This window comes from Pseudomonas sp. KT_2_4, from assembly GCF_041410225.1.
GTDB lineage: Bacteria > Pseudomonadota > Gammaproteobacteria > Pseudomonadales > Pseudomonadaceae > Aquipseudomonas > Aquipseudomonas paracarnis.
This window is the reverse complement of sequence record NZ_CP166962.1, coordinates 4409687-4427442: the sequence shown is the minus strand read 5'-3', so window position 1 is coordinate 4427442 and position 17756 is coordinate 4409687. Positions and strand designations below refer to the sequence as shown.

Here is a 17756-nt window from a genome sequence, read left to right as displayed (position 1 = left end):
CAGGCAAGCCAGCTCCCACAGGAGAGCGCATTCCACATGTGGGAGCTGGCTTGCCTGCGATGAGGCCCTTACAGGTGCTTGAAACTACTCGTCGTCGTCGAAGTTGTAGCTACCCGGCGCCAGGTTCTCGAAACGCGTGTACTTGCCGATGAACGCCAACCGGATAAACCCGATCGGGCCGTTCCGCTGTTTGCCGATGATGATTTCGGCAATGCCCTTGTGTTCCGTCTCGGGGTGGTACACCTCGTCGCGGTACACGAACATGATCACGTCGGCGTCCTGCTCGATCGCTCCGGATTCCCGCAAGTCGGAGTTCACCGGACGCTTGTTGGGACGTTGCTCCAGGGAGCGGTTGAGCTGGGACAACGCTACCACCGGGCAGTTGAATTCCTTGGCCAGCGCCTTCAAGGAACGAGAGATTTCAGAAATCTCGTTGGTACGGTTGTCACCACTGGAACCGGGGATCTGCATCAACTGCAGGTAGTCGATCATGATCAGGGCGATGTCGCCATGCTCACGCACCAGGCGCCGGGTACGCGCGCGCATTTCGGACGGGCTGATACCGGCGGTGTCATCGATAAACAGCTTGCGGTCGTTGAGCAGGTTGACCGCCGAGGTCAGGCGCGGCCAGTCGTCATCCTCAAGTTGACCGGAACGCACCTTGGTCTGGTCGATACGGCCAAGAGACGAGAGCATACGCATGATCAGCGATTCACCTGGCATCTCGAGGGAGTACACCAGCACCGCCTTGTCGCTGCGCAGAACGGCGTTTTCCACCAGGTTCATCGCAAAGGTGGTCTTACCCATCGACGGACGGCCGGCGACGATGATCAAGTCGGACGGCTGCAGGCCGCTGGTCTTTTCGTCGAGGTCGGTGTAGCCGGTGGAAATACCGGTAATAGCCGCGTCGGTGTTGAACAGGGTGTCGATGCGGTCGATGGCTTTGGTCAACAGGTCGTTGACGCTGACCGGGCCGCCGGTCTTGGGCCGTGCTTCTGCAATCTGGAAGATCTGCCGCTCGGCTTCGTCAAGGATCTCGGCAGCAGTGCGGCCTTCGGGGTTGAAGGCGCTGTCGGCGATTTCAGTGCTGATGCCGATCAACTGGCGCAGGGTGGCGCGCTCGCGGACGATCTGGGCATAGGCCTTGATGTTGGCGACGGACGGCGTGTTTTTCGCCAGCTCACCGAGGTAGCCCAGGCCACCCACTTGGGAGGTCTGGCCTTCCTTGTCCAACTGCTCGGCCAGGGTGACCACGTCGATCGGTGAGTTCTGGTCGGCCAGCTTGGCGATGGCGCGGAAGATCAGGCGGTGGTCATGACGATAGAAGTCACCGTCCGAGACTTGATCCAGCACGCGTTCCCAGGCGTTGTTGTCCAGCATCAAGCCACCGAGCACGGCCTGTTCGGCCTCGATGGAATGCGGCGGCACCTTCAGGGCAGCGGTTTGCAGATCGTATTGCTCAGGAGCGGAGATTTCGTTCATGGCCACTTGGAATTTGGGGTGTGTAGAAAAACAAAAGGCACGACCTGTAAACAGGATCGTGCCCGATGTTAACCGGCTGGCACGCGAGGTGCCAGTCAGTTAGGTGCGACTTAAGCTGCTACCACGACAACGCGTACGGTGGCTTCAACTTCGGCGTGCAGGTGCACGGCTACGTCGAATTCGCCTACGTTGCGGATGGTGCCGTTCGGCAGACGAACTTCGCTCTTCTGCACTTCAACGCCGGAGGCGGTCAGTGCATCAGCGATGTCGTGGGTGCCGATCGAACCGAACAGCTTGCCTTCGTCACCAGCGGTGGCAGTGATAGTCACTTCCAGCTCAGCCAGTTGGGCAGCGCGAGTTTCGGCCGACGCTTTTTTGTCTGCTGCGGCTTTTTCCAGCTCAGCACGACGCTCTTCAAACGCAGCCAGGTTGGCAGCGGTTGCAGCGGTGGCTTTGCCGTATGGCAGCAGGTAGTTACGACCGTAGCCGGCCTTAACGTTCACTTTGTCGCCCAGGTTGCCCAGGTTGGCGACTTTTTCCAGAAGGATCAGTTGCATGTGAAAATCCTCTAACTTTTAACCTTCACCGTTCGCGTTATCGGCGTCTTTCGACGCCAGACGACCGCGAAAATCAATCAGGCTGTCAACAATGGCCAAGACCACGAGTAACGGATAGATCAGCTGCATGAACAGCAACAGCGTGACGTACAACCCCACCAGCCAGAACCTGGCCAGGCGCTTTCGCGCAACCAGCCCATGAATCAGGGCCAGCCCGGCAAACACCAGCGGTACGCTGCAAATCGGCGCCAGCAAGGCCATCTGTGGGCCGAAGTTCGGCCCGACAACCATGCACGCCAGCAGCAACATCGCCGGCCCCGCTGGGATTCTGATACTGCGAAACTCGCGACCAAAACCACCCGGGTTGTACAACAACGCCTGCCAATAACGCCCAAGAATCAGGCTCAGCACGCTGACGACCTGCAACAAAGCCGCAATCAGGCCAGTCAGGACCGGGGCAATCAGTGACGCAAACCGCGCTCGCTCATCTACCGACAAATGCTGGTAGAGATCCCCGAGGGCCAACGGCAGGATCTTGACGATCTCCTGCGCCAGCGCCTCGATTTGCGGGCGGAAAGCCGCGCCAAGCATCACTGAGTACACCAACCCCAATGCCACGCTGACCAGCAGCGTACGGACCCAGGACTCACTTGCGCGCAAAACCAACGCAAGGCTCGATGACCCCAGCAGTACCAGAAGTACCCGTGGATCACCCATTTGCAGCCACCAGATCAAGGCCGGCAACAAACCCAGGGCAAGAACGCCAAGGGCGTCCTTCAAACCGCGCCGCAGCAGCACAAGGCAACCTGCGGCAGCACCCAACCAATAAAGCAACGGCAATGCAGCACATCCAGCCACTACCAGAGTGGCCTGCACGCGACCGCGCATGATGAACTCAGCTAAGGCGCGCATGCATTCAATCCCTTACTACTTGTCGACTGCCCGGTCTCAGCGGCCGTGGCTGTCGGTGTAGGCCAGCAGGGCCAGGAAGCGGGCGCGCTTGATAGCGGTGGCCAGCTGACGCTGATAACGTGCTTTGGTACCGGTGATACGGCTTGGAACGATTTTGCCGGTCTCGGATACGTAGGCTTTCAGAGTGTTGAGATCTTTGTAATCGATCTCTTTCACGTCTTCAGCGGTGAAGCGGCAGAATTTACGACGACGGAAGAAACGTGCCATTTGATAGGCTCCTTAATAAGGTCCGTGGATTACTCGTCAGCGTTATCGCTGTCGTTCTCTTCGCCTTCAGCGCTTTCAGCGCCTTCGTGCTCAGGACGATCGCGACGCTCACGGCGCTCACTGCGGTTTTCTTCAGCCTTGAGCATCTCGGATTGGCCGGTAACGGCTTCTTCGCGACGGATGACCAGGTTACGGATCACTGCATCGTTGTAGCGGAAGTTGTCTTCCAGCTCGGCCAGGGCCTTGCCAGTGCACTCAACGTTCAGCATCACGTAGTGAGCCTTGTGAACATTGTTGATTGCGTAGGCCAGTTGACGACGGCCCCAATCTTCCAGACGGTGGATTTTGCCGCCGTCTTCTTCGATCAGCTTGGTGTAACGCTCAACCATGCCGCCGACTTGCTCGCTTTGATCCGGGTGGACCAAAAAGATGATTTCGTAATGACGCATGAATGCTCCTTACGGGTTGTAGCCTGCCGCTCAAAAACGGTCAGACAAGGAGTGAATGACACTTATGGATCTTGCCGCAGGGGAGGCACATCGGTGCCTGCCAGGAAGGCAAGGGGCGCAATTGTAGAGAAGGGGGAGAAGCGGCGCAAGGCAATTGGTGATTATTTGAACAATCCTGAATAAACACCACAGAACCAATGTGGGAGCGGGCTTGCCTGCGATGACCATGGCACCGGCAACATCTCTGCTGACTGACACTCCGTCATCGCGGGCAAGCCCGCTCCCACATTTTGATCACTTCTTGGGCTTGGCCTTGGCTTTCGCACCACGCTGACGCTGGGCTTCAAACAGGCAAACACCCGTCGCAACCGACACATTGAGGCTGCTGACGCTACCAGCCATCGGCAGGTGCACCAGGTAATCGCAATGCTCACGGGTCAACCGGCGCATGCCTTTGCCTTCGGCGCCCATGATCAGGATGGTAGGGCCGGTAAGGTCTTGGTCATAAATGCTGACCTCAGCCTCCCCCGCCGTGCCCACGACCCACAGGCCGCGCTGCTGGAGCTTCTCCAGGGTACGCGCAAGGTTGGTCACGGCCACCAGCGGAATCACTTCCGCCGCACCGCAGGCGACCTTGCGCACCACCGGCGTCAGGGTCGCGGACTTGTCCTTGGGCACGATCACCGCCAGCGCACCGGCAGCATCCGCCGAACGCAGGCAGGCGCCGAGGTTGTGCGGGTCGGTCACGCCGTCCAGCACCAAGAGCAACGGTGCACCTTCGGTACGGTCGAGCAGCTCGTCGAGCATCGCCTCGCCCCACACCTGGCTCGGACTGACGTCAGCCACCACACCTTGGTGAACGCCTTCGACCCACACGTCCATTTCACGACGCTCGGCCTGGCCGATGGCAACCTTATTCTGCGTAGCCAACTCGACGAGCGCCTGTACGCGCGGCTCGCTGCGACCTTCGGCCAACCACACCTGCTTGACGCGCTTGGGATGGTGACGCAGCAGTGCTTCTACGGCGTGCACGCCGTAGATTTTTTCCAGACTCATGACTTGGCCTTAGGTTTGCGCGACCCGCCGCTTTTTGCGGGAGCCGAACCCGCTTTTGGCGGGCCTTTACGGTGTTTACTTGGCTTGCTCGACGGCTTTTCCGCCCCGTGAGACTTTCCCCCAGACGCCGCTTTACCACCGCTTTTGGCTTCGTTGAGCAACTGCTGCTTCAACTCGCGGCTCTTGCGCAGCTCGGCGTTTTTCGCCGCAGCGTCGCTTGGGCGGTAGGCTTCAGGGGCCTTGTCCTTGGCAGAAGAACGACGACCGGCCTTGGCAGGTGCAGGCTCGGCCGTGGTTTTTGCAGTGGTCGCTTTGCCTTTGGACGCAGGCGCTGTGGTTTCACCACGTTTTTTACGACCCGCAGGCTCTGCCGGCTTGTCAGGCATGCCGAAGTCGATCTTGCGCTCGTCGAGGTCGACACGCATGACCTGCACTTCAACGGTATCGCCCAGACGGAAGCTGCGACCGGTGCGCTCGCCCGCCAGGCGGTGGTGCACAGGATCGAAGTGGTAGTAGTCACCCGGCAAGGCGGTGACGTGCACCAGGCCCTCGACGTAGATGTCGGTCAGCTCGACGAACAGGCCAAAGCCGGTCACGGCGGTGATCACACCCGGGAACGATTCGCCCACGCGATCCTTCATGAACTCGCACTTGAGCCAGTTCACCACGTCGCGGGTGGCTTCGTCGGCGCGGCGCTCGCTCATGGAGCACTGCTCACCCAGCTGTTCCAGGGCCGCTTCGTCGTACGGATAGATCCGTGCTTTCGGAATGGTCATGGCACCGGCGCGCTTGACGTGCGGGGTGTTCTGCTTGGAATGGATCACGCTGCGGATCGCCCGGTGCGTGAGCAAGTCCGGGTAGCGGCGAATCGGCGAAGTGAAGTGGGTGTACGCCTCGTAATTCAGGCCGAAGTGGCCCTGGTTATCGGCGCTGTACACCGCCTGGCTCAGGGATCGCAGCATCACGGTCTGGATCACGTGGTAATCCGGACGGTCCTTGATGCTGGCCAGCAGGGCCTGGTAATCCTTAGGCGTAGGACCATCCTTGCCTTTGTGCAGGGACAGGCCGAGTTCGCCGAGGAAGGCGCGAAGTTTTTCCAGGCGCTCCGGCGGCGGGCCGTCGTGCACACGGTACAACGCAGGAATTTCGTGCTTCTTGAGGAACTCGGCAGTGGCCACGTTGGCCGCCAGCATGCACTCCTCGATCAGCTTGTGCGCGTCGTTACGGGTGGTCGGGGTGATCGCCGCAATCTTGCGCTCGGAGCCGAAGACAATCCGGGTTTCCTGGGTTTCGAAATCGATCGCGCCACGGGTATGACGGGCACCCAGCAACACCTTGTACAACGAGTAAAGCTGCTTGAGGTGCGGCACCACGCCAGCGTACTCGGTACGCAGGGCCTTGGCTTCGCTGGTCTTCGGCGTTTCCAGGATGGTGCTGACCTTGTTGTAGGTCAGACGCGCCTGGGAGTGGATCACCGCTTCGTAGAACTGGTAGTCGGTCATTTCGCCGGTTTTGGAGATGGTCATCTCGCACACCATGGCCAAACGGTCGACTTTCGGATTCAGGGAGCACAGGCCGTTGGACAGCTGCTCAGGCAGCATCGGAATCACGCGCTCTGGGAAGTACACGGAGTTGCCGCGCACCTGAGCCTCGTTATCCAGGGCCGAACCGATCCTCACGTAACTGGAGACGTCGGCAATCGCGACGTACAACTTCCAACCGCCGGAGAACAGGCGCAGCTTGCCAGGCTTGGCTTCGCAGTAGACCGCATCGTCGAAGTCGCGGGCATCTTCGCCGTCAATAGTGACGAACGGCAGATGGCGCAGGTCGATACGTTTTTCTTTGTCTTTCTCTTCGACTTCCGGCTTGAGCTTGGCGGCTTCCTTGAGCACGGCATCAGGCCAGACGTGAGGAATATCGTAGGTGCGCAAGGCAACGTCGATTTCCATGCCCGGCGCCATATAGTTGCCGACCACCTCCACGATATCGCCCTGGGGCTGGAAGCGCGCAGTAGGCCAGTGGGTGATTTTCACCTCGACGAACTGGCCGACCTTGGCGGCGCCATTGCGGCCCGGGGTGATCAGCACTTCCTGCTGGACCTTGGGGTTATCCGGCACAACGAAGCCGATGCCGCCTTCTTCAAAGTAACGGCCGACGATAGATTCGTGGGCACGGGACACCACTTCGACGATCACGCCTTCACGACGACCACGGCGGTCGAGGCCAGAAACCCGCGCCAGGGCACGGTCGCCATCGAACACCAGACGCATTTGCGCCGGGCTCATGAACAGGTCGTCGCTGCCATCGTCCGGTATCAGGAAGCCGAAGCCGTCGCGGTGGCCGGCAATGCGGCCCAGGATCAGGTCGAGCTTGTCTACCGGCGCGTAAGTGCCACGACGGGTGTAGATCAATTGAGCATCGCGCTCCATCGCACGCAAACGGCGGCGCAGGGCTTCGAGCTGGTCTTCGGTGGTCAGACCGAATTCTTCGACCAACTGCTCGCGGCTAGCAGGCGAACCACGATCGGCGAGGTGCGCCAGGATCAGTTCGCGGCTAGGAATAGGGTTTTCATATTTTTCCGCTTCACGAGCGGCCTCGGGATCGAGGGACTGCCAATCGGCCATTAGAGAGTTTTCACCTTGTCTATATGTGGGTTAGTTTGGCATACGCGTATTGAAACGGGAAATTTCAGGTATCAACAAGCGTTTAAAAGACCTTTACGACCCCCGCCACGCACCTTGCACGACCGCTGGTGAAATTTTCCAGGCTTTTTTCATGGCAGGGGTTTACAGCTCAAATATCGCTCCGTATAGTGCGCGCCATCGACGACGGCAACGTTGTTGATGCTGCCCAGGTGGTGAAATTGGTAGACACGCCAGCTTCAGGTGCTGGTGATCGCAAGGTCGTGGAAGTTCGAGTCTTCTCCTGGGCACCAAATTCAGATCAAACCCGCGAAAGCGGGTTTTTTCGTTTCAGGCCTTTGATTTTTAACGGAAAAATTGATTTATATTTTTCGAATCAGGGGTTTACAGATTAAAAACCCCGCCGTATAGTTCGCCCCATCAACAGCGGCAACGTTGTTAGATAATGCCCAGGTGGTGAAATTGGTAGACACGCCAGCTTCAGGTGCTGGTGATCGCAAGGTCGTGGAAGTTCGAGTCTTCTCCTGGGCACCAAATTCAGATCAAACCCGCGAAAGCGGGTTTTTTCGTTTCCGGGGTTTGAAAACTTCCCCAGTGATTTCCCCGTCATCCGCACTTGAGAAGATTTATCGTTTATCCTTGCAATGATTTGTTGCATATAAGCGAGGAACACTTCGGATGATGATCCGTGACAACCGACTCAAGACATCCCTTCTGCGCGGCCTGACCCTCACCCTACTCAGCCTGACCCTGCTCTCGCCCGCCGCCCATTCTGCCGACAAGGTCTCCCTGACCTTATACAACGGCCAACACAAAGAAGTCGGCGATGAACTCGCCAAGGCCTTCGAAGCCAAGACCGGCATCCACGTCAACGTGCGCAAAGGCAGCAGCAACCAGTTGGCCAGCCAAGTCGTCGAAGAAGGTGAGCGCTCCCCTGCCGACGTCATCTACACCGAAGAATCACCGCCCCTGAACAAACTCGGCGAGCAAGGCCTGTTGGCAAAAATCGATGCCAGCACCCTCAATGTACTGCCCAAGGATTACGTGGGTAAAAACGGCGACTGGATGGGCGTGACCGCACGCACCCGCGTCGTAGCCTTCAACCCCAAATTGATTGCGGAAAAAGACTTGCCCAAGTCGGTACTGGATTTCGCCGGCCCCGAATGGCAAGGCAAGGTCGGTTTCGTGCCCACCAGCGGCGCGTTCCAGGAACAAGCCGTGGCAATCATCAAGCTGCACGGTCGCGAAGCCGCGGAAGAATGGCTGACCGGCCTGCGCGCCTTCGGCAAGGTGTACAGCAACAATATGGTCGCCCTCAAGGCCGTGGAAAACGGCGAAGTGGCTACCGTGCTGGTAAACAACTACTACTGGTTCGCCCTGAAAAAGGAAAAAACCAACCTGGACTCCCAGCTGCATTACTTCACCGATGGTGATGCTGGCGGCCTGATCACCGTGTCCTCCGCTGCCGCACTCAAATCCAGCAAGCATCCCAAAGAAGCTCAGCAATTGCTGGCATTCATGGCCAGCGAAGAGGGCCAGCGCGTGATCACCAACACGTCGGCCGAGTACCCGCTGCGCAAGGGCATGGAATCGAACCGCGGCCTCAAGCCATTTAGCGAGCTGCAGCCACCAAAGGTCACCCCCGCAGACCTGGGTAACGCCGAAGAAGCCCTGGAGCTGGAACGTGACGTTGGCCTGAACTGATGAACCCATCGCTTTCCGTCACGGGGTTCACCCCCCGTCGCAAACGCCCGTCAATCTGGCTGCTGCTGCCTGTGCTATTGCTGGTTGGCCTGAGCCTGTTGCCGCTCGCCTATGTCGGGCTCAAAGCCTGGCAGGCGGGCTGGACGGAGGCGGTGCATCTACTGTGGCGACCTTATGTGTTCGGGCTGCTGCGCAACACGCTGGCATTGATGGTCGGCGTGACCCTGACCTGCGGCGTGATCGGCCTGTCCCTGGCCTGGCTACTGGAACGCAGCAACCTGCCAGGACGGCGCATCTGGGGCGTGATCCTGTGCCTGCCGTTTGCGGTGCCGGCGTTTGTCAGCAGCTTTACCTGGGTGTCGCTGAGCGCTCAGTTCGAGGGGCTCGGTGGCGCGATCCTGGTGATGAGCCTGTCCAAATACCCGCTGGTGTTTTTGCCGGTGGCGGCAACACTGCGCAATCTAGACCCCTCCCTGGAAGAATCGGCCCGCACGCTGGGGCTCAACCGCTGGGGCGTGTTCTTTCGCATCACACTCCCGCTGCTGTGGCCATCGCTGCTGGCCGGCTCACTATTGATCGCACTGCACATGCTGGTGGAATTCGGCGCGCTGTCGATTATCGGGTTGCAGACCTTCACCACCGCGATCTACCAGCAGTTCGAACTGGAATTCAGCAATGCCAATGCGGCAATGCTCTCGGCAGTGCTGCTGGTGATGTGCCTGACCCTGCTGTGGCTGGAGCTGCGCGCACGCGGCAAAGGCCGGCATGTGCGCATTGGCCAGGGCGCGGCGCGGCACGCCGAGCAGGTTCGACTCGGCAAGTGGGCGCCATTGGGCCAGGTGTATTGCCTGGCATTGGCGATCATCGGCAGCGGCATCCCGCTGGGCATGCTCGGCTATTGGTTGGCCGTCGGTTCGTCAGCGGCGTTTCCGATGGCCGAGATCAGCGAGGCGCTGCTGTCATCCCTGGCGCTCTCCCTGGGCGGCGCCGCACTGTGCCTGGTACTGGCAGTGCCGGTTGGGCTGCTGGTGGTGCGCTACAAAGGACAGTTGGCAATCTGGGCCGAACGCTTGCCGTATCTACTGCATGCCCTGCCCGGCCTGGTGATTGCGCTGACCCTGGTGTATTTCGCCCTGCATTACATCCCCGCGCTGTACCAGACCTCTGCGTTATTGCTGATTGCTTATGCGCTGCTGTTTTTGCCGTTGGCACAGGCGCCGATTCGTACAGCACTGAACAAGGCGGCGCCACAGCTGGAAGAGGCTGCGCGCACGTTAGGCGCATCGTCCTTCAGTGCGTTTTGCCGGGTGACGTTGCCAATCATCTTTCCGGCGCTGGGGGCGGCGTTTGCCTTGGTATTCCTGGATGCGATGAAGGAATTGACGGCGACGTTGCTGCTCAGCCCGACCGGGTTGAATACCTTGGCGACGGCCGTCTGGGCACATACCTCGAATGTGGAATTTGCGGCGGCGGCGCCGTATGCGGCGTTGTTGATAGTGGTGTCGGGGTTGCCGGTGTATCTGCTCACGACTCGGATGTATCTGAGTCGCTGAAACAGCTATCGCAGGCAAGCCAGCCCCCACAGTGACCGAGTTCCAACTTTGGAATGCAGTTGAATGTGGGAGCTGGCTTGCCTGCGATGAGGCCAGTCCAGACAACCTCACGCCCTGAACTGCCCCAAACTCGCCTTCAACTGCGCCGCCAACCCATCCAACACCTTGCCACTGGCCGTCGTCTCCACCACCGCTTGCGCCGCACGCTCGGCCTGGGCATGAATCACCTCGACGCGCCCACGCACCGCATGCGCGCCCTGGGCTTGATGCTCGGCCGCGCGCGTCGCCAGGCCAATCGCCGCATGCACCTGCTCCACAGAAGCCTGCACCGTCTGCTGCAAGCGCACGCTATCGCGCAGCACCAGCAAGCCCTCACTGGCCTGGCGCCCCGCCTTGCCGATGGTTTCTACGGCCTCACGCGCGCCCTGCTGCAACGCAACAATATGCGCCTGGATATCGCCAGTGGAGCTTTGAGTCTTGCTGGCCAGCGCACGCACTTCATCGGCCACCACCGCAAAGCCGCGCCCAGTCTCGCCAGCCCGTGCCGCTTCGATGGCCGCGTTGAGAGCGAGCAGGTTGGTTTGCTCGGCGATACCGTGAATCACGGTCAACACCACTTCAATTTGTTCGCTTTGCTGCGCCAGCCGTTCGATCACCTGGGAACCGGCCTGCACCTGCCCCGCCAACGCCTCGATCAAGCTGCCAACTTCGGCCGAGGTCCGTGAGTTTTCATCCGTGGCCTGGCGAATATCCACCACCTGCTGCAGGGCCGCCTGCATGGCGTGGCTTTCGGCCTGGGCCTCATCGGCCATTTGCGACAAAGCGCGCAAACTCTCGGCCACTTCATCACGCTGCAAGCCCGCCGCCGCATCGGCGCCAGCATTGCGCAACGTCATGGCGCCGATTTCCACGCCAGTACGCTGGGCCACGTCGCCTGCCTCCCGCACGATGGGCTGCAACTTATCCACAAAGCGATTGACCGCCGAGGCCATATCACCGATTTCATCCTTGCTGTTGATCTGCACGCGCTTGGTGAGGTCGCCTTCGCCGGCCGCCAGGTCATCCATCGCGGCAATCAGCAGCTTCAGACGATTGACCACGCGCCGGCCCAGCACAATAGCGATCAGCAGCAAGACCCCAAGCCCCACCAGCGCCAGACCCATGCCGATACGCCAGCGCAGGGTGCCCGCCGCGTCTTGCACAGCGGCGGCCGTGTTGGCCGTCATTTGCGTGGCAGTGGCTTGCGCCGATTGCAGCCGGGCGCCCATGGCGTTGGCGCTGTCAGCAGCGGCTCCCTTGAGGCTGTCACCCACCAGCTGATCACCGCTGGCGATCAGCGCGGCAAAGCGCTTATCCAAGGCTTGCAGGTCGGCTTCAACCGTCGCGGTCGACACGCCCATGCGCACCTTGCCGATTTCCACGCCGTTGGGGCTGATGGAGGCTTCGACGTAATACACGGAGGGGTCTGTCTTGGCCGCGTCCAGCACCTTGTCCAGGGCACGCTCCCCTGCGCCCTTTGCCAGCAGGGCCTGGTTGATAGGGTTTTCGCGGTTCAGGTATCGGGTCAGGTGCTCGCCTGCGGCGTCGTCATACACCACAAACAGCACATTGGGGTTGCGCTGGGCCCGGCGGGCAAACTCAGAAAGGGTCGGCACGTCACTGTCCCACATGGCACGGGGCGCGACCGAGGCCAGCAGTTGCGCCATGTCATTGGCGGAGTCCTGCAGGTCTTTTTCCAGCGTCGCACGCAACTGCTTTTGCTCTTCCTGCAAGCGCGTGGAAAGCCCGGCTGTGAGGCGCTGGCGCGTGCTGGCGGAGAGGCTGTCCAGGCTGGACGTGACTTCCTTGCCAGCCTGGGCCAGTTCACCAGACAACTTCTGGCTATCTATGCCCAGACGATTGCCCAAATCGGCTTCCAGCGCCGTCACCGTGCTCCGCGTCAGCGCGACGGCCACCAGCACTTGCACCAAAAGAGCGATACCAAGGGTAACGAACACCGGCCGCAACAGACGGCTTTGTAACAACGAGAGAACGGCAGACACTGGAAATCCCTCCACCACGGGTGCCACTAATTTGATAGCACCTCGAAAGAGGGAAACACAGCAAGGGTCGTGCCGTTTGCCAGGCAGAAACGACAAAGGGCTCCCGAAGGAGCCCTTTGCTTTTTACATCAACAGCTTATTACGCGAACGGGTGACGCAGAACGATGGTCTCGTTGCGGTCCGGGCCGGTCGAAATAATGTCGATCGGTGCACCGATCAGCTCTTCCACACGCTTGATGTAGGCGCGGGCGTTGGCTGGCAGTTCTTCCAGGGTCTTGGCGCCCACGGTCGATTCGGTCCAGCCTGGCACTTCTTCGTACACAGGCTGCAGGCCCACGTAGCTGTCAGCGTCAGTCGGGGCAACATCGTTGCCTTGGGCGTCTTTGTAGCCGACGCAGATGTTGATGGCTTCCAGGCCGTCGAGTACATCCAGCTTGGTCAGGCAGATGCCCGAGATGCTGTTCACATCGATAGCGCGACGCAGGATAACGGCGTCGAACCAGCCGCAACGACGAGCACGGCCAGTGGTGGCGCCGAATTCGTGACCTTGCTTGGCCAGGTGTGCGCCAACGTCGTCGAACAGCTCAGTCGGGAACGGACCGGAACCTACACGGGTGGTGTAAGCCTTGGTGATGCCCAGGATGTAGTCCAGGAACATCGGGCCAACGCCCGAGCCGGTGGCAACGCCGCCAGCAGTAGTGTTGGAGCTGGTCACGTACGGGTAGGTACCGTGGTCGATGTCCAGCAACGAACCCTGGGCACCTTCGAACATGATGTCCTTGCCAGCGCGACGCAGGTCGTGCAGCTCGGCCGTCACGTCCAGCATCAGCGGCTTGAGCAGCTCAGCGTATTCCTTGCACTCGGCCAGGGTCTTTTCAAACTCGATGGCTGGCTCTTTGTAGTAACCGACCAGCATGAAGTTGTGGTAATCCACCAGTTCACGCAGCTTGTCTTCAAAGCGCGGCATGTTGAGCAGGTCGCCCACACGCAGGCCACGACGTGCAACCTTGTCTTCGTAGGCCGGGCCGATGCCGCGACCGGTGGTGCCGATCTTCAGTTCGCCACGCGCCTTTTCACGGGCCTGGTCCAGCGCAACGTGGAAGGACAGGATCAGCGGGCAGGACGGGCTGATACGCAGGCGCTCGCGCACCGGTACGCCTTTTTCTTCCAGCTTGGTGATCTCGCGCAGCAGGGCGTCAGGTGCAACCACCACGCCGTTGCCGATCAGGCACTGCACGCCTTCGCGCAGGACACCCGACGGGATCAGGTGCAAGACGGTTTTTTCGCCATCGATGACCAGGGTGTGGCCAGCGTTGTGGCCACCTTGGTAGCGCACTACGGCGGCAGCATGTTCGGTCAGCAGATCAACGATCTTGCCTTTGCCCTCATCACCCCATTGGGTGCCCAGGACTACGACATTCTTACCCATAACACTTGTCCTCATTCGCGCAAACTTGGTGCCGGCGATGGCCGGCAGGAAAACTCAAGAAGCCAGTGGCGATACTTGCCAAAGCCCGTTCTGCTGAATCAATTGCCGGTCGCAGTCCGCTTCACGGGCGGCGGCCAATGGCTGCCCAGGCAAGGCCTGGACTACACGCTGACCCTCACGGCGTAACTGGCAAACCTGCTGCCAGAGCGCTGCGTCCGTACTGTCGGGCATCCAGATGCCACCAGACGGCAGCTCGACCTCAGCACGCCCCAGGGTCACCAGGGTTTTCAGATCGGTGGAAAAACCAGTGGCCGGACGCGCACGACCGAAGTCGGCGCCGATATCGTCATAGCGACCACCTTGGGCGATGGCCTGGCCAACACCCGGAACGAACACCGCGAACACCACACCGGTGTGGTAGTGGTAGCCGCGCAATTCACCCAGATCAAAATACAGCGGCAGCTGCGGGAACCGTGCCGACAAGCGCTCGGCAATCGCCAGCACATCATCCAGTGCCGCCAATACCGGTGCCGGCGCATTGGCCAGGCGCTCACGCGCAGCCACCAGCACTTCACGGCCGCCGCACAGGTCTACCAGCGCGCGCAGCATGCCAGCCAGCTCAGCAGGCACACCCTCGGTGAGGGCGATCACTTCATCGATCGCCTTGCGCTGCAGGGCATCGAACAACTGTTGCTCCACTTCACCGGACAACCCGGCAGCGCGCGCCAGGCCACGGTAGATACCGACGTGGCCCAGGTCCATGTGCACATCCGGCACATCCGCCAGTTGCAGCATGGCCAGCATCAGGCTGATCACTTCAACATCGCTGCTCGGGCTGGCATCGCCGTACAACTCGGCGCCCAACTGGATCGGGCTACGGGAGGACGACAACGCACGTGGCTGGGCATGCAGTACGCTGCCGGCGTAGCACAGGCGGCTCGGGCCTTCGCGACGCAGGGTGTGCGCATCGATGCGCGCCACTTGCGGCGTGATGTCGGCACGGAACCCCATTTGCCGGCCCGATTGCGGGTCGATGACCTTGAAGGTGCGCAGATCCAGGTCCTGGCCCGCGCCGGTCAGCAGGGATTCCAGGTACTCGATATGGGGAGTCACGACAAACTCGTAACCCCAGCTCTGGAACAGATCCAACACCTGGCGACGCGCTACTTCAATGCGCGCAGCTTCTGGTGGCAGTACTTCTTCGATGCCATCTGGCAGCAGCCAGCGGTCTACCGTTGCCATTACGCCATTCCCCTTTGATCCGGGCGGCCAGCCCTCGGCCGAGCCTTGAGTGAAGCAGAAAATACCCGCCCCTTGCATAAACCACGCGCAAGAGCGACGTGACGAACGGCCTGCAAACGGCCTCGTCGGGCACTTTCCTCGAAAAACCTGTCACGCCTGCCGAATCAAACATGCAGACGCAAAAAAGCCGGGAATTTCCCGGCTGCCGCATCATACACCCGTTTTCTGAAAGGATCACCCCGCCAGGCATTTTAGCCGCCCGACGGAGTGCGCCTTACAGAATCACGGGCTGGTTACTTGGACTTTTCCAGGTAGCGGAAGAAGTCGCTGCTTGGGTCCAGCACCAGTACGTCGGTTTTGTTCGCGAAGCTTTCACGGTAGGCACGCAGGCTACGGTAGAACGCGTAGAACTCCTGGTCCTGGCCGTAGGCCTTGGCATAGATCGCCGCGGCTTGAGCATCGCCATCACCACGCGCCTCTTCAGACTCACGGTAGGCTTCTGCCAGCAGTACACGACGCTGACGGTCGGCATCGGCACGGATACCTTCAGCCAACTCGTTACCCTTGGCGCGGTGCTCACGCGCTTCACGCTCACGCTCGGTGCTCATACGCTCGAACACGCTGCGGTTCACTTCCTTGGGCAGGTCAATGGCCTTGACGCGAACGTCGACCACTTCAATACCCAGCTCTTTTTCCGCCATGGTGTTCAGCGAACGGGTGATGTCAGCCATCAGCGCATCACGCTCACCGGATACCACCTCGTGCAGGGTGCGCTTACCAAACTGGTCACGCAGCCCCGATTCCAGACGACGGGACAAACGCTCGTCGGCAATCTGCTTGAGGCCGGAGGTCGCGGTGTAGAAGCGCTCGGCATCCTTGACGCGCCACTTGGCGTAGGCGTCAACCATCACGGCTTTCTTTTCCAGGGTCAGGAAGCGCTGTGTCGGTGCATCCAGGGTCATCAGGCGGGCGTCGAACTTGCGCACCTGGTTGACGTAGGGGACTTTCACATGCAGGCCCGGCTGGACATCCGCCTGGACCACGCGACCGAATTGCAGCAGCACCGCACGCTCGGTCTGAGCGACGATGTAGAAGCAGTTCCAGGCAGCGATGACCACGACGACGCCCACAATCAGGGCGGTCAGCGATTTATTGCTCATCAACGGCTCTCCCTGGTACGTGTTTGCTGTTGCAGCAAGTCAGCGGCCGCACGGGCACTCGCTTCGTTGGCAGCGGCATTCGAACCGGTGGACGGTGCACTAGCGCCGCTACGACCACCTTCGATCATCTTGTCCAGCGGCAGGTACAGCAGGTTGTTCTGCCCACCTTTGCTGCCGGTCACGAGAACCTTGCTGGTGTTGCTGAAGACTTCCTGCATGGTGTCCAGGTACAGACGCTCGCGGGTCACTTCAGGAGCCTTGCGGTACTCGGCGACCAGCTTGGTGAAACGATCTGCCTCACCCTTGGCGCGGGAGACCACTTCATCGCGGTAACCGTTGGCATCTTCAAGGATGCGCTGGGCCTGACCACGGGCTTCCGGCACAACGCCGTTGGCATAGGTTTCAGCCTGGTTGCGCGAACGCTGCTCGTCTTCACGGGCACGGATCACGTCGTCAAAGGCTTCCTGCACTTCACGCGGTGCCGCTGCGCTCTGTACGTTCACCTGAGTGACGGTAATACCAGTGCGATAGGTATCGAGGAACCGTTGCAGGCGCTCCTTGATTTCGCTGGCCATCAATTCACGACCTTCGGTCAGCACCTGGTCCATGGCGGTGGAACCCACCACGTGGCGCAGGGCACTTTCGGTTGCGTGTTGCAGACTGATTTCCGGCTGATCAACGTTCAGCACGAAGTCCTGCAGGTTGCTGATCTTGTACTGCACGGTCAGCGGCACTTCGACGATGTTCTCGTCTTCGGTCAGCATCTGGCCCTGCTTGGTGTACGCACGCTCACGCGTCACGTTCTCCATGTACTTCTTGTCGATCGGCGGGAAATAGATGTTCAGGCCTGGCCCGACAGTCTCGTAGTACTTGCCGAAGCGCAGCACCACGGCTTGCTCCTGCTCGTCCACCACGTAGACCGCGCTGTACAGCCATACGGCCGCGAGCACGACAAGACCCAGGCCCAGCAGGCCATAGCCACCGCCCTTGCTTGTGCGACCGCCGTCGTCACCACCACGTTTTTTTCCACCACCGAACAACCCATTCAGGCTTTCCTGCAGCTTTCGGAAGGCCTCGTCGAGATCCGGTGGCCCCTTGCGGTCGCCGTTATTGCGGCGCTTACCACCCCAAGGATCCTGATTATTCGAGTTGCCACCCGGCTCATTCCAAGCCATAGCGCTCTCCATCTGATAAAGCAAAGACGCACCCACGGCGCGCCGACCAATGCTACAGAATGCCTGCTACTGCGGCACAACCGCTT

General features: G+C 60.4%; 14 protein-coding genes and 2 tRNA genes. 4 read left to right on the top strand and 12 right to left on the bottom strand.

Translation table 11 applies throughout. The annotated features are described in order from the left end of the window. Positions 1-84: 84 nt before the first annotated feature. From dnaB to rnr, 7 genes are all read right to left on the bottom strand, one after another. Positions 85-1482, bottom strand: a complete 1398-nt coding sequence (dnaB, locus tag AB9N64_RS20325) for a replicative DNA helicase (RefSeq protein WP_003188079.1) — start codon at positions 1480-1482, stop codon at positions 85-87. Positions 1483-1592: 110 nt separating this feature from the next. Next, positions 1593-2039 (bottom strand): 50S ribosomal protein L9, encoded by a 447-nt coding sequence (rplI, locus tag AB9N64_RS20320; RefSeq protein WP_003171376.1) that lies wholly within the window; start codon positions 2037-2039, stop codon positions 1593-1595. A gap of 18 nt (positions 2040-2057) precedes the next feature. After that, the gene (locus AB9N64_RS20315; protein WP_014716675.1) at positions 2058-2951 is read right to left on the bottom strand and encodes a hypothetical protein; all 894 of its coding nucleotides are present in this window, start codon (positions 2949-2951) and stop codon (positions 2058-2060) included. A 36-nt stretch (positions 2952-2987) separates the two neighbouring features. After that, the gene (gene rpsR / locus AB9N64_RS20310) at positions 2988-3218 is read right to left on the bottom strand and encodes a 30S ribosomal protein S18 (RefSeq protein ID WP_002551829.1); all 231 of its coding nucleotides are present in this window, start codon (positions 3216-3218) and stop codon (positions 2988-2990) included. Positions 3219-3247: 29 nt separating this feature from the next. Next, on the bottom strand, positions 3248-3667 hold the full coding sequence (gene rpsF, locus AB9N64_RS20305; RefSeq protein WP_003188075.1) for a 30S ribosomal protein S6: 420 nt from the start codon (positions 3665-3667) through the stop codon (positions 3248-3250). 294 nt (positions 3668-3961) lie between these two features. After that, complete coding sequence (rlmB, locus tag AB9N64_RS20300; RefSeq protein WP_003188074.1) at positions 3962-4723, bottom strand: 23S rRNA (guanosine(2251)-2'-O)-methyltransferase RlmB; 762 nt, start codon at positions 4721-4723, stop codon at positions 3962-3964. Beyond that, positions 4720-7347 (bottom strand): ribonuclease R, encoded by a 2628-nt coding sequence (gene rnr / locus AB9N64_RS20295; protein ID WP_371359644.1) that lies wholly within the window; start codon positions 7345-7347, stop codon positions 4720-4722. Before rnr ends, rlmB begins: the two co-directional genes overlap by 4 nt. A 224-nt stretch (positions 7348-7571) precedes the next feature. On the opposite strand from rnr, the gene AB9N64_RS20290 reads away from it, so the two are divergent. The 4 genes from AB9N64_RS20290 to AB9N64_RS20275 all read left to right on the top strand — a co-directional run bounded on the left by AB9N64_RS20290 (position 7572) and on the right by AB9N64_RS20275 (position 10622). Beyond that, positions 7572-7658, top strand: a tRNA-Leu gene (locus AB9N64_RS20290). Positions 7659-7812: 154 nt separating this feature from the next. Beyond that, a tRNA-Leu gene (locus tag AB9N64_RS20285) sits at positions 7813-7899 on the top strand. Positions 7900-8043: 144 nt separating this feature from the next. Next, positions 8044-9069, top strand: coding sequence for an extracellular solute-binding protein (locus AB9N64_RS20280; RefSeq protein WP_014716672.1), 1026 nt, complete (start codon positions 8044-8046; stop codon positions 9067-9069). Further along, positions 9069-10622 carry an iron ABC transporter permease gene (locus AB9N64_RS20275; protein ID WP_014716671.1) on the top strand — a complete coding sequence of 518 codons (1554 nt, stop codon included), beginning with the start codon at positions 9069-9071 and terminating at the stop codon, positions 10620-10622. The genes AB9N64_RS20280 and AB9N64_RS20275 overlap by 1 nt, the downstream gene beginning before the upstream one ends. A gap of 107 nt (positions 10623-10729) precedes the next feature. Here the strand turns inward: AB9N64_RS20275 and AB9N64_RS20270 are convergent, their stop codons facing one another. The 5 genes from AB9N64_RS20270 to hflK all read right to left on the bottom strand — a co-directional run bounded on the left by AB9N64_RS20270 (position 10730) and on the right by hflK (position 17670). Beyond that, positions 10730-12664, bottom strand: coding sequence for a methyl-accepting chemotaxis protein (locus tag AB9N64_RS20270; RefSeq protein ID WP_014716670.1), 1935 nt, complete (start codon positions 12662-12664; stop codon positions 10730-10732). A 139-nt stretch (positions 12665-12803) separates the two neighbouring features. After that, entirely contained in the window at positions 12804-14093 is a 1290-nt protein-coding gene (locus AB9N64_RS20265) for an adenylosuccinate synthase (RefSeq protein WP_014716669.1), read from the bottom strand. A 54-nt stretch (positions 14094-14147) separates the two neighbouring features. Further along, positions 14148-15335: an ATP phosphoribosyltransferase regulatory subunit gene (locus AB9N64_RS20260; RefSeq protein ID WP_014716668.1), complete on the bottom strand. Its 1188-nt coding sequence runs from the start codon at positions 15333-15335 to the stop codon at positions 14148-14150. Between the two features lie 293 nt (positions 15336-15628). Then, the gene (hflC, locus tag AB9N64_RS20255) at positions 15629-16495 is read right to left on the bottom strand and encodes a protease modulator HflC (protein WP_003188064.1); all 867 of its coding nucleotides are present in this window, start codon (positions 16493-16495) and stop codon (positions 15629-15631) included. Beyond that, positions 16495-17670 (bottom strand): FtsH protease activity modulator HflK, encoded by a 1176-nt coding sequence (hflK, locus tag AB9N64_RS20250; RefSeq protein WP_003188062.1) that lies wholly within the window; start codon positions 17668-17670, stop codon positions 16495-16497. Before hflK ends, hflC begins: the two co-directional genes overlap by 1 nt. Positions 17671-17756: the final 86 nt, after the last annotated feature.

What these genes read in the sequence shown, in the direction of transcription:
- rnr (WP_371359644.1), bottom strand. Translation starts at nt 7,347, where the DNA reads ATGGCCGATTGGCAGTCCCTCGATCCCGAGGCCGCTCGTGAAGCGGAA.
- hflK (WP_003188062.1), bottom strand. Translation starts at nt 17,670, where the DNA reads ATGGCTTGGAATGAGCCGGGTGGCAACTCGAATAATCAGGATCCTTGG.
- AB9N64_RS20260 (WP_014716668.1), bottom strand. Translation starts at nt 15,335, where the DNA reads ATGGCAACGGTAGACCGCTGGCTGCTGCCAGATGGCATCGAAGAAGTA.
- dnaB (WP_003188079.1), bottom strand. Translation starts at nt 1,482, where the DNA reads ATGAACGAAATCTCCGCTCCTGAGCAATACGATCTGCAAACCGCTGCC.
- AB9N64_RS20315 (WP_014716675.1), bottom strand. Translation starts at nt 2,951, where the DNA reads ATGCGCGCCTTAGCTGAGTTCATCATGCGCGGTCGCGTGCAGGCCACT.
- AB9N64_RS20265 (WP_014716669.1), bottom strand. Translation starts at nt 14,093, where the DNA reads ATGGGTAAGAATGTCGTAGTCCTGGGCACCCAATGGGGTGATGAGGGC.
- rplI (WP_003171376.1), bottom strand. Translation starts at nt 2,039, where the DNA reads ATGCAACTGATCCTTCTGGAAAAAGTCGCCAACCTGGGCAACCTGGGC.
- rlmB (WP_003188074.1), bottom strand. Translation starts at nt 4,723, where the DNA reads ATGAGTCTGGAAAAAATCTACGGCGTGCACGCCGTAGAAGCACTGCTG.
- AB9N64_RS20280 (WP_014716672.1), top strand. Translation starts at nt 8,044, where the DNA reads ATGATGATCCGTGACAACCGACTCAAGACATCCCTTCTGCGCGGCCTG.
- AB9N64_RS20275 (WP_014716671.1), top strand. Translation starts at nt 9,069, where the DNA reads ATGAACCCATCGCTTTCCGTCACGGGGTTCACCCCCCGTCGCAAACGC.
- hflC (WP_003188064.1), bottom strand. Translation starts at nt 16,495, where the DNA reads ATGAGCAATAAATCGCTGACCGCCCTGATTGTGGGCGTCGTCGTGGTC.
- rpsF (WP_003188075.1), bottom strand. Translation starts at nt 3,667, where the DNA reads ATGCGTCATTACGAAATCATCTTTTTGGTCCACCCGGATCAAAGCGAG.
- rpsR (WP_002551829.1), bottom strand. Translation starts at nt 3,218, where the DNA reads ATGGCACGTTTCTTCCGTCGTCGTAAATTCTGCCGCTTCACCGCTGAA.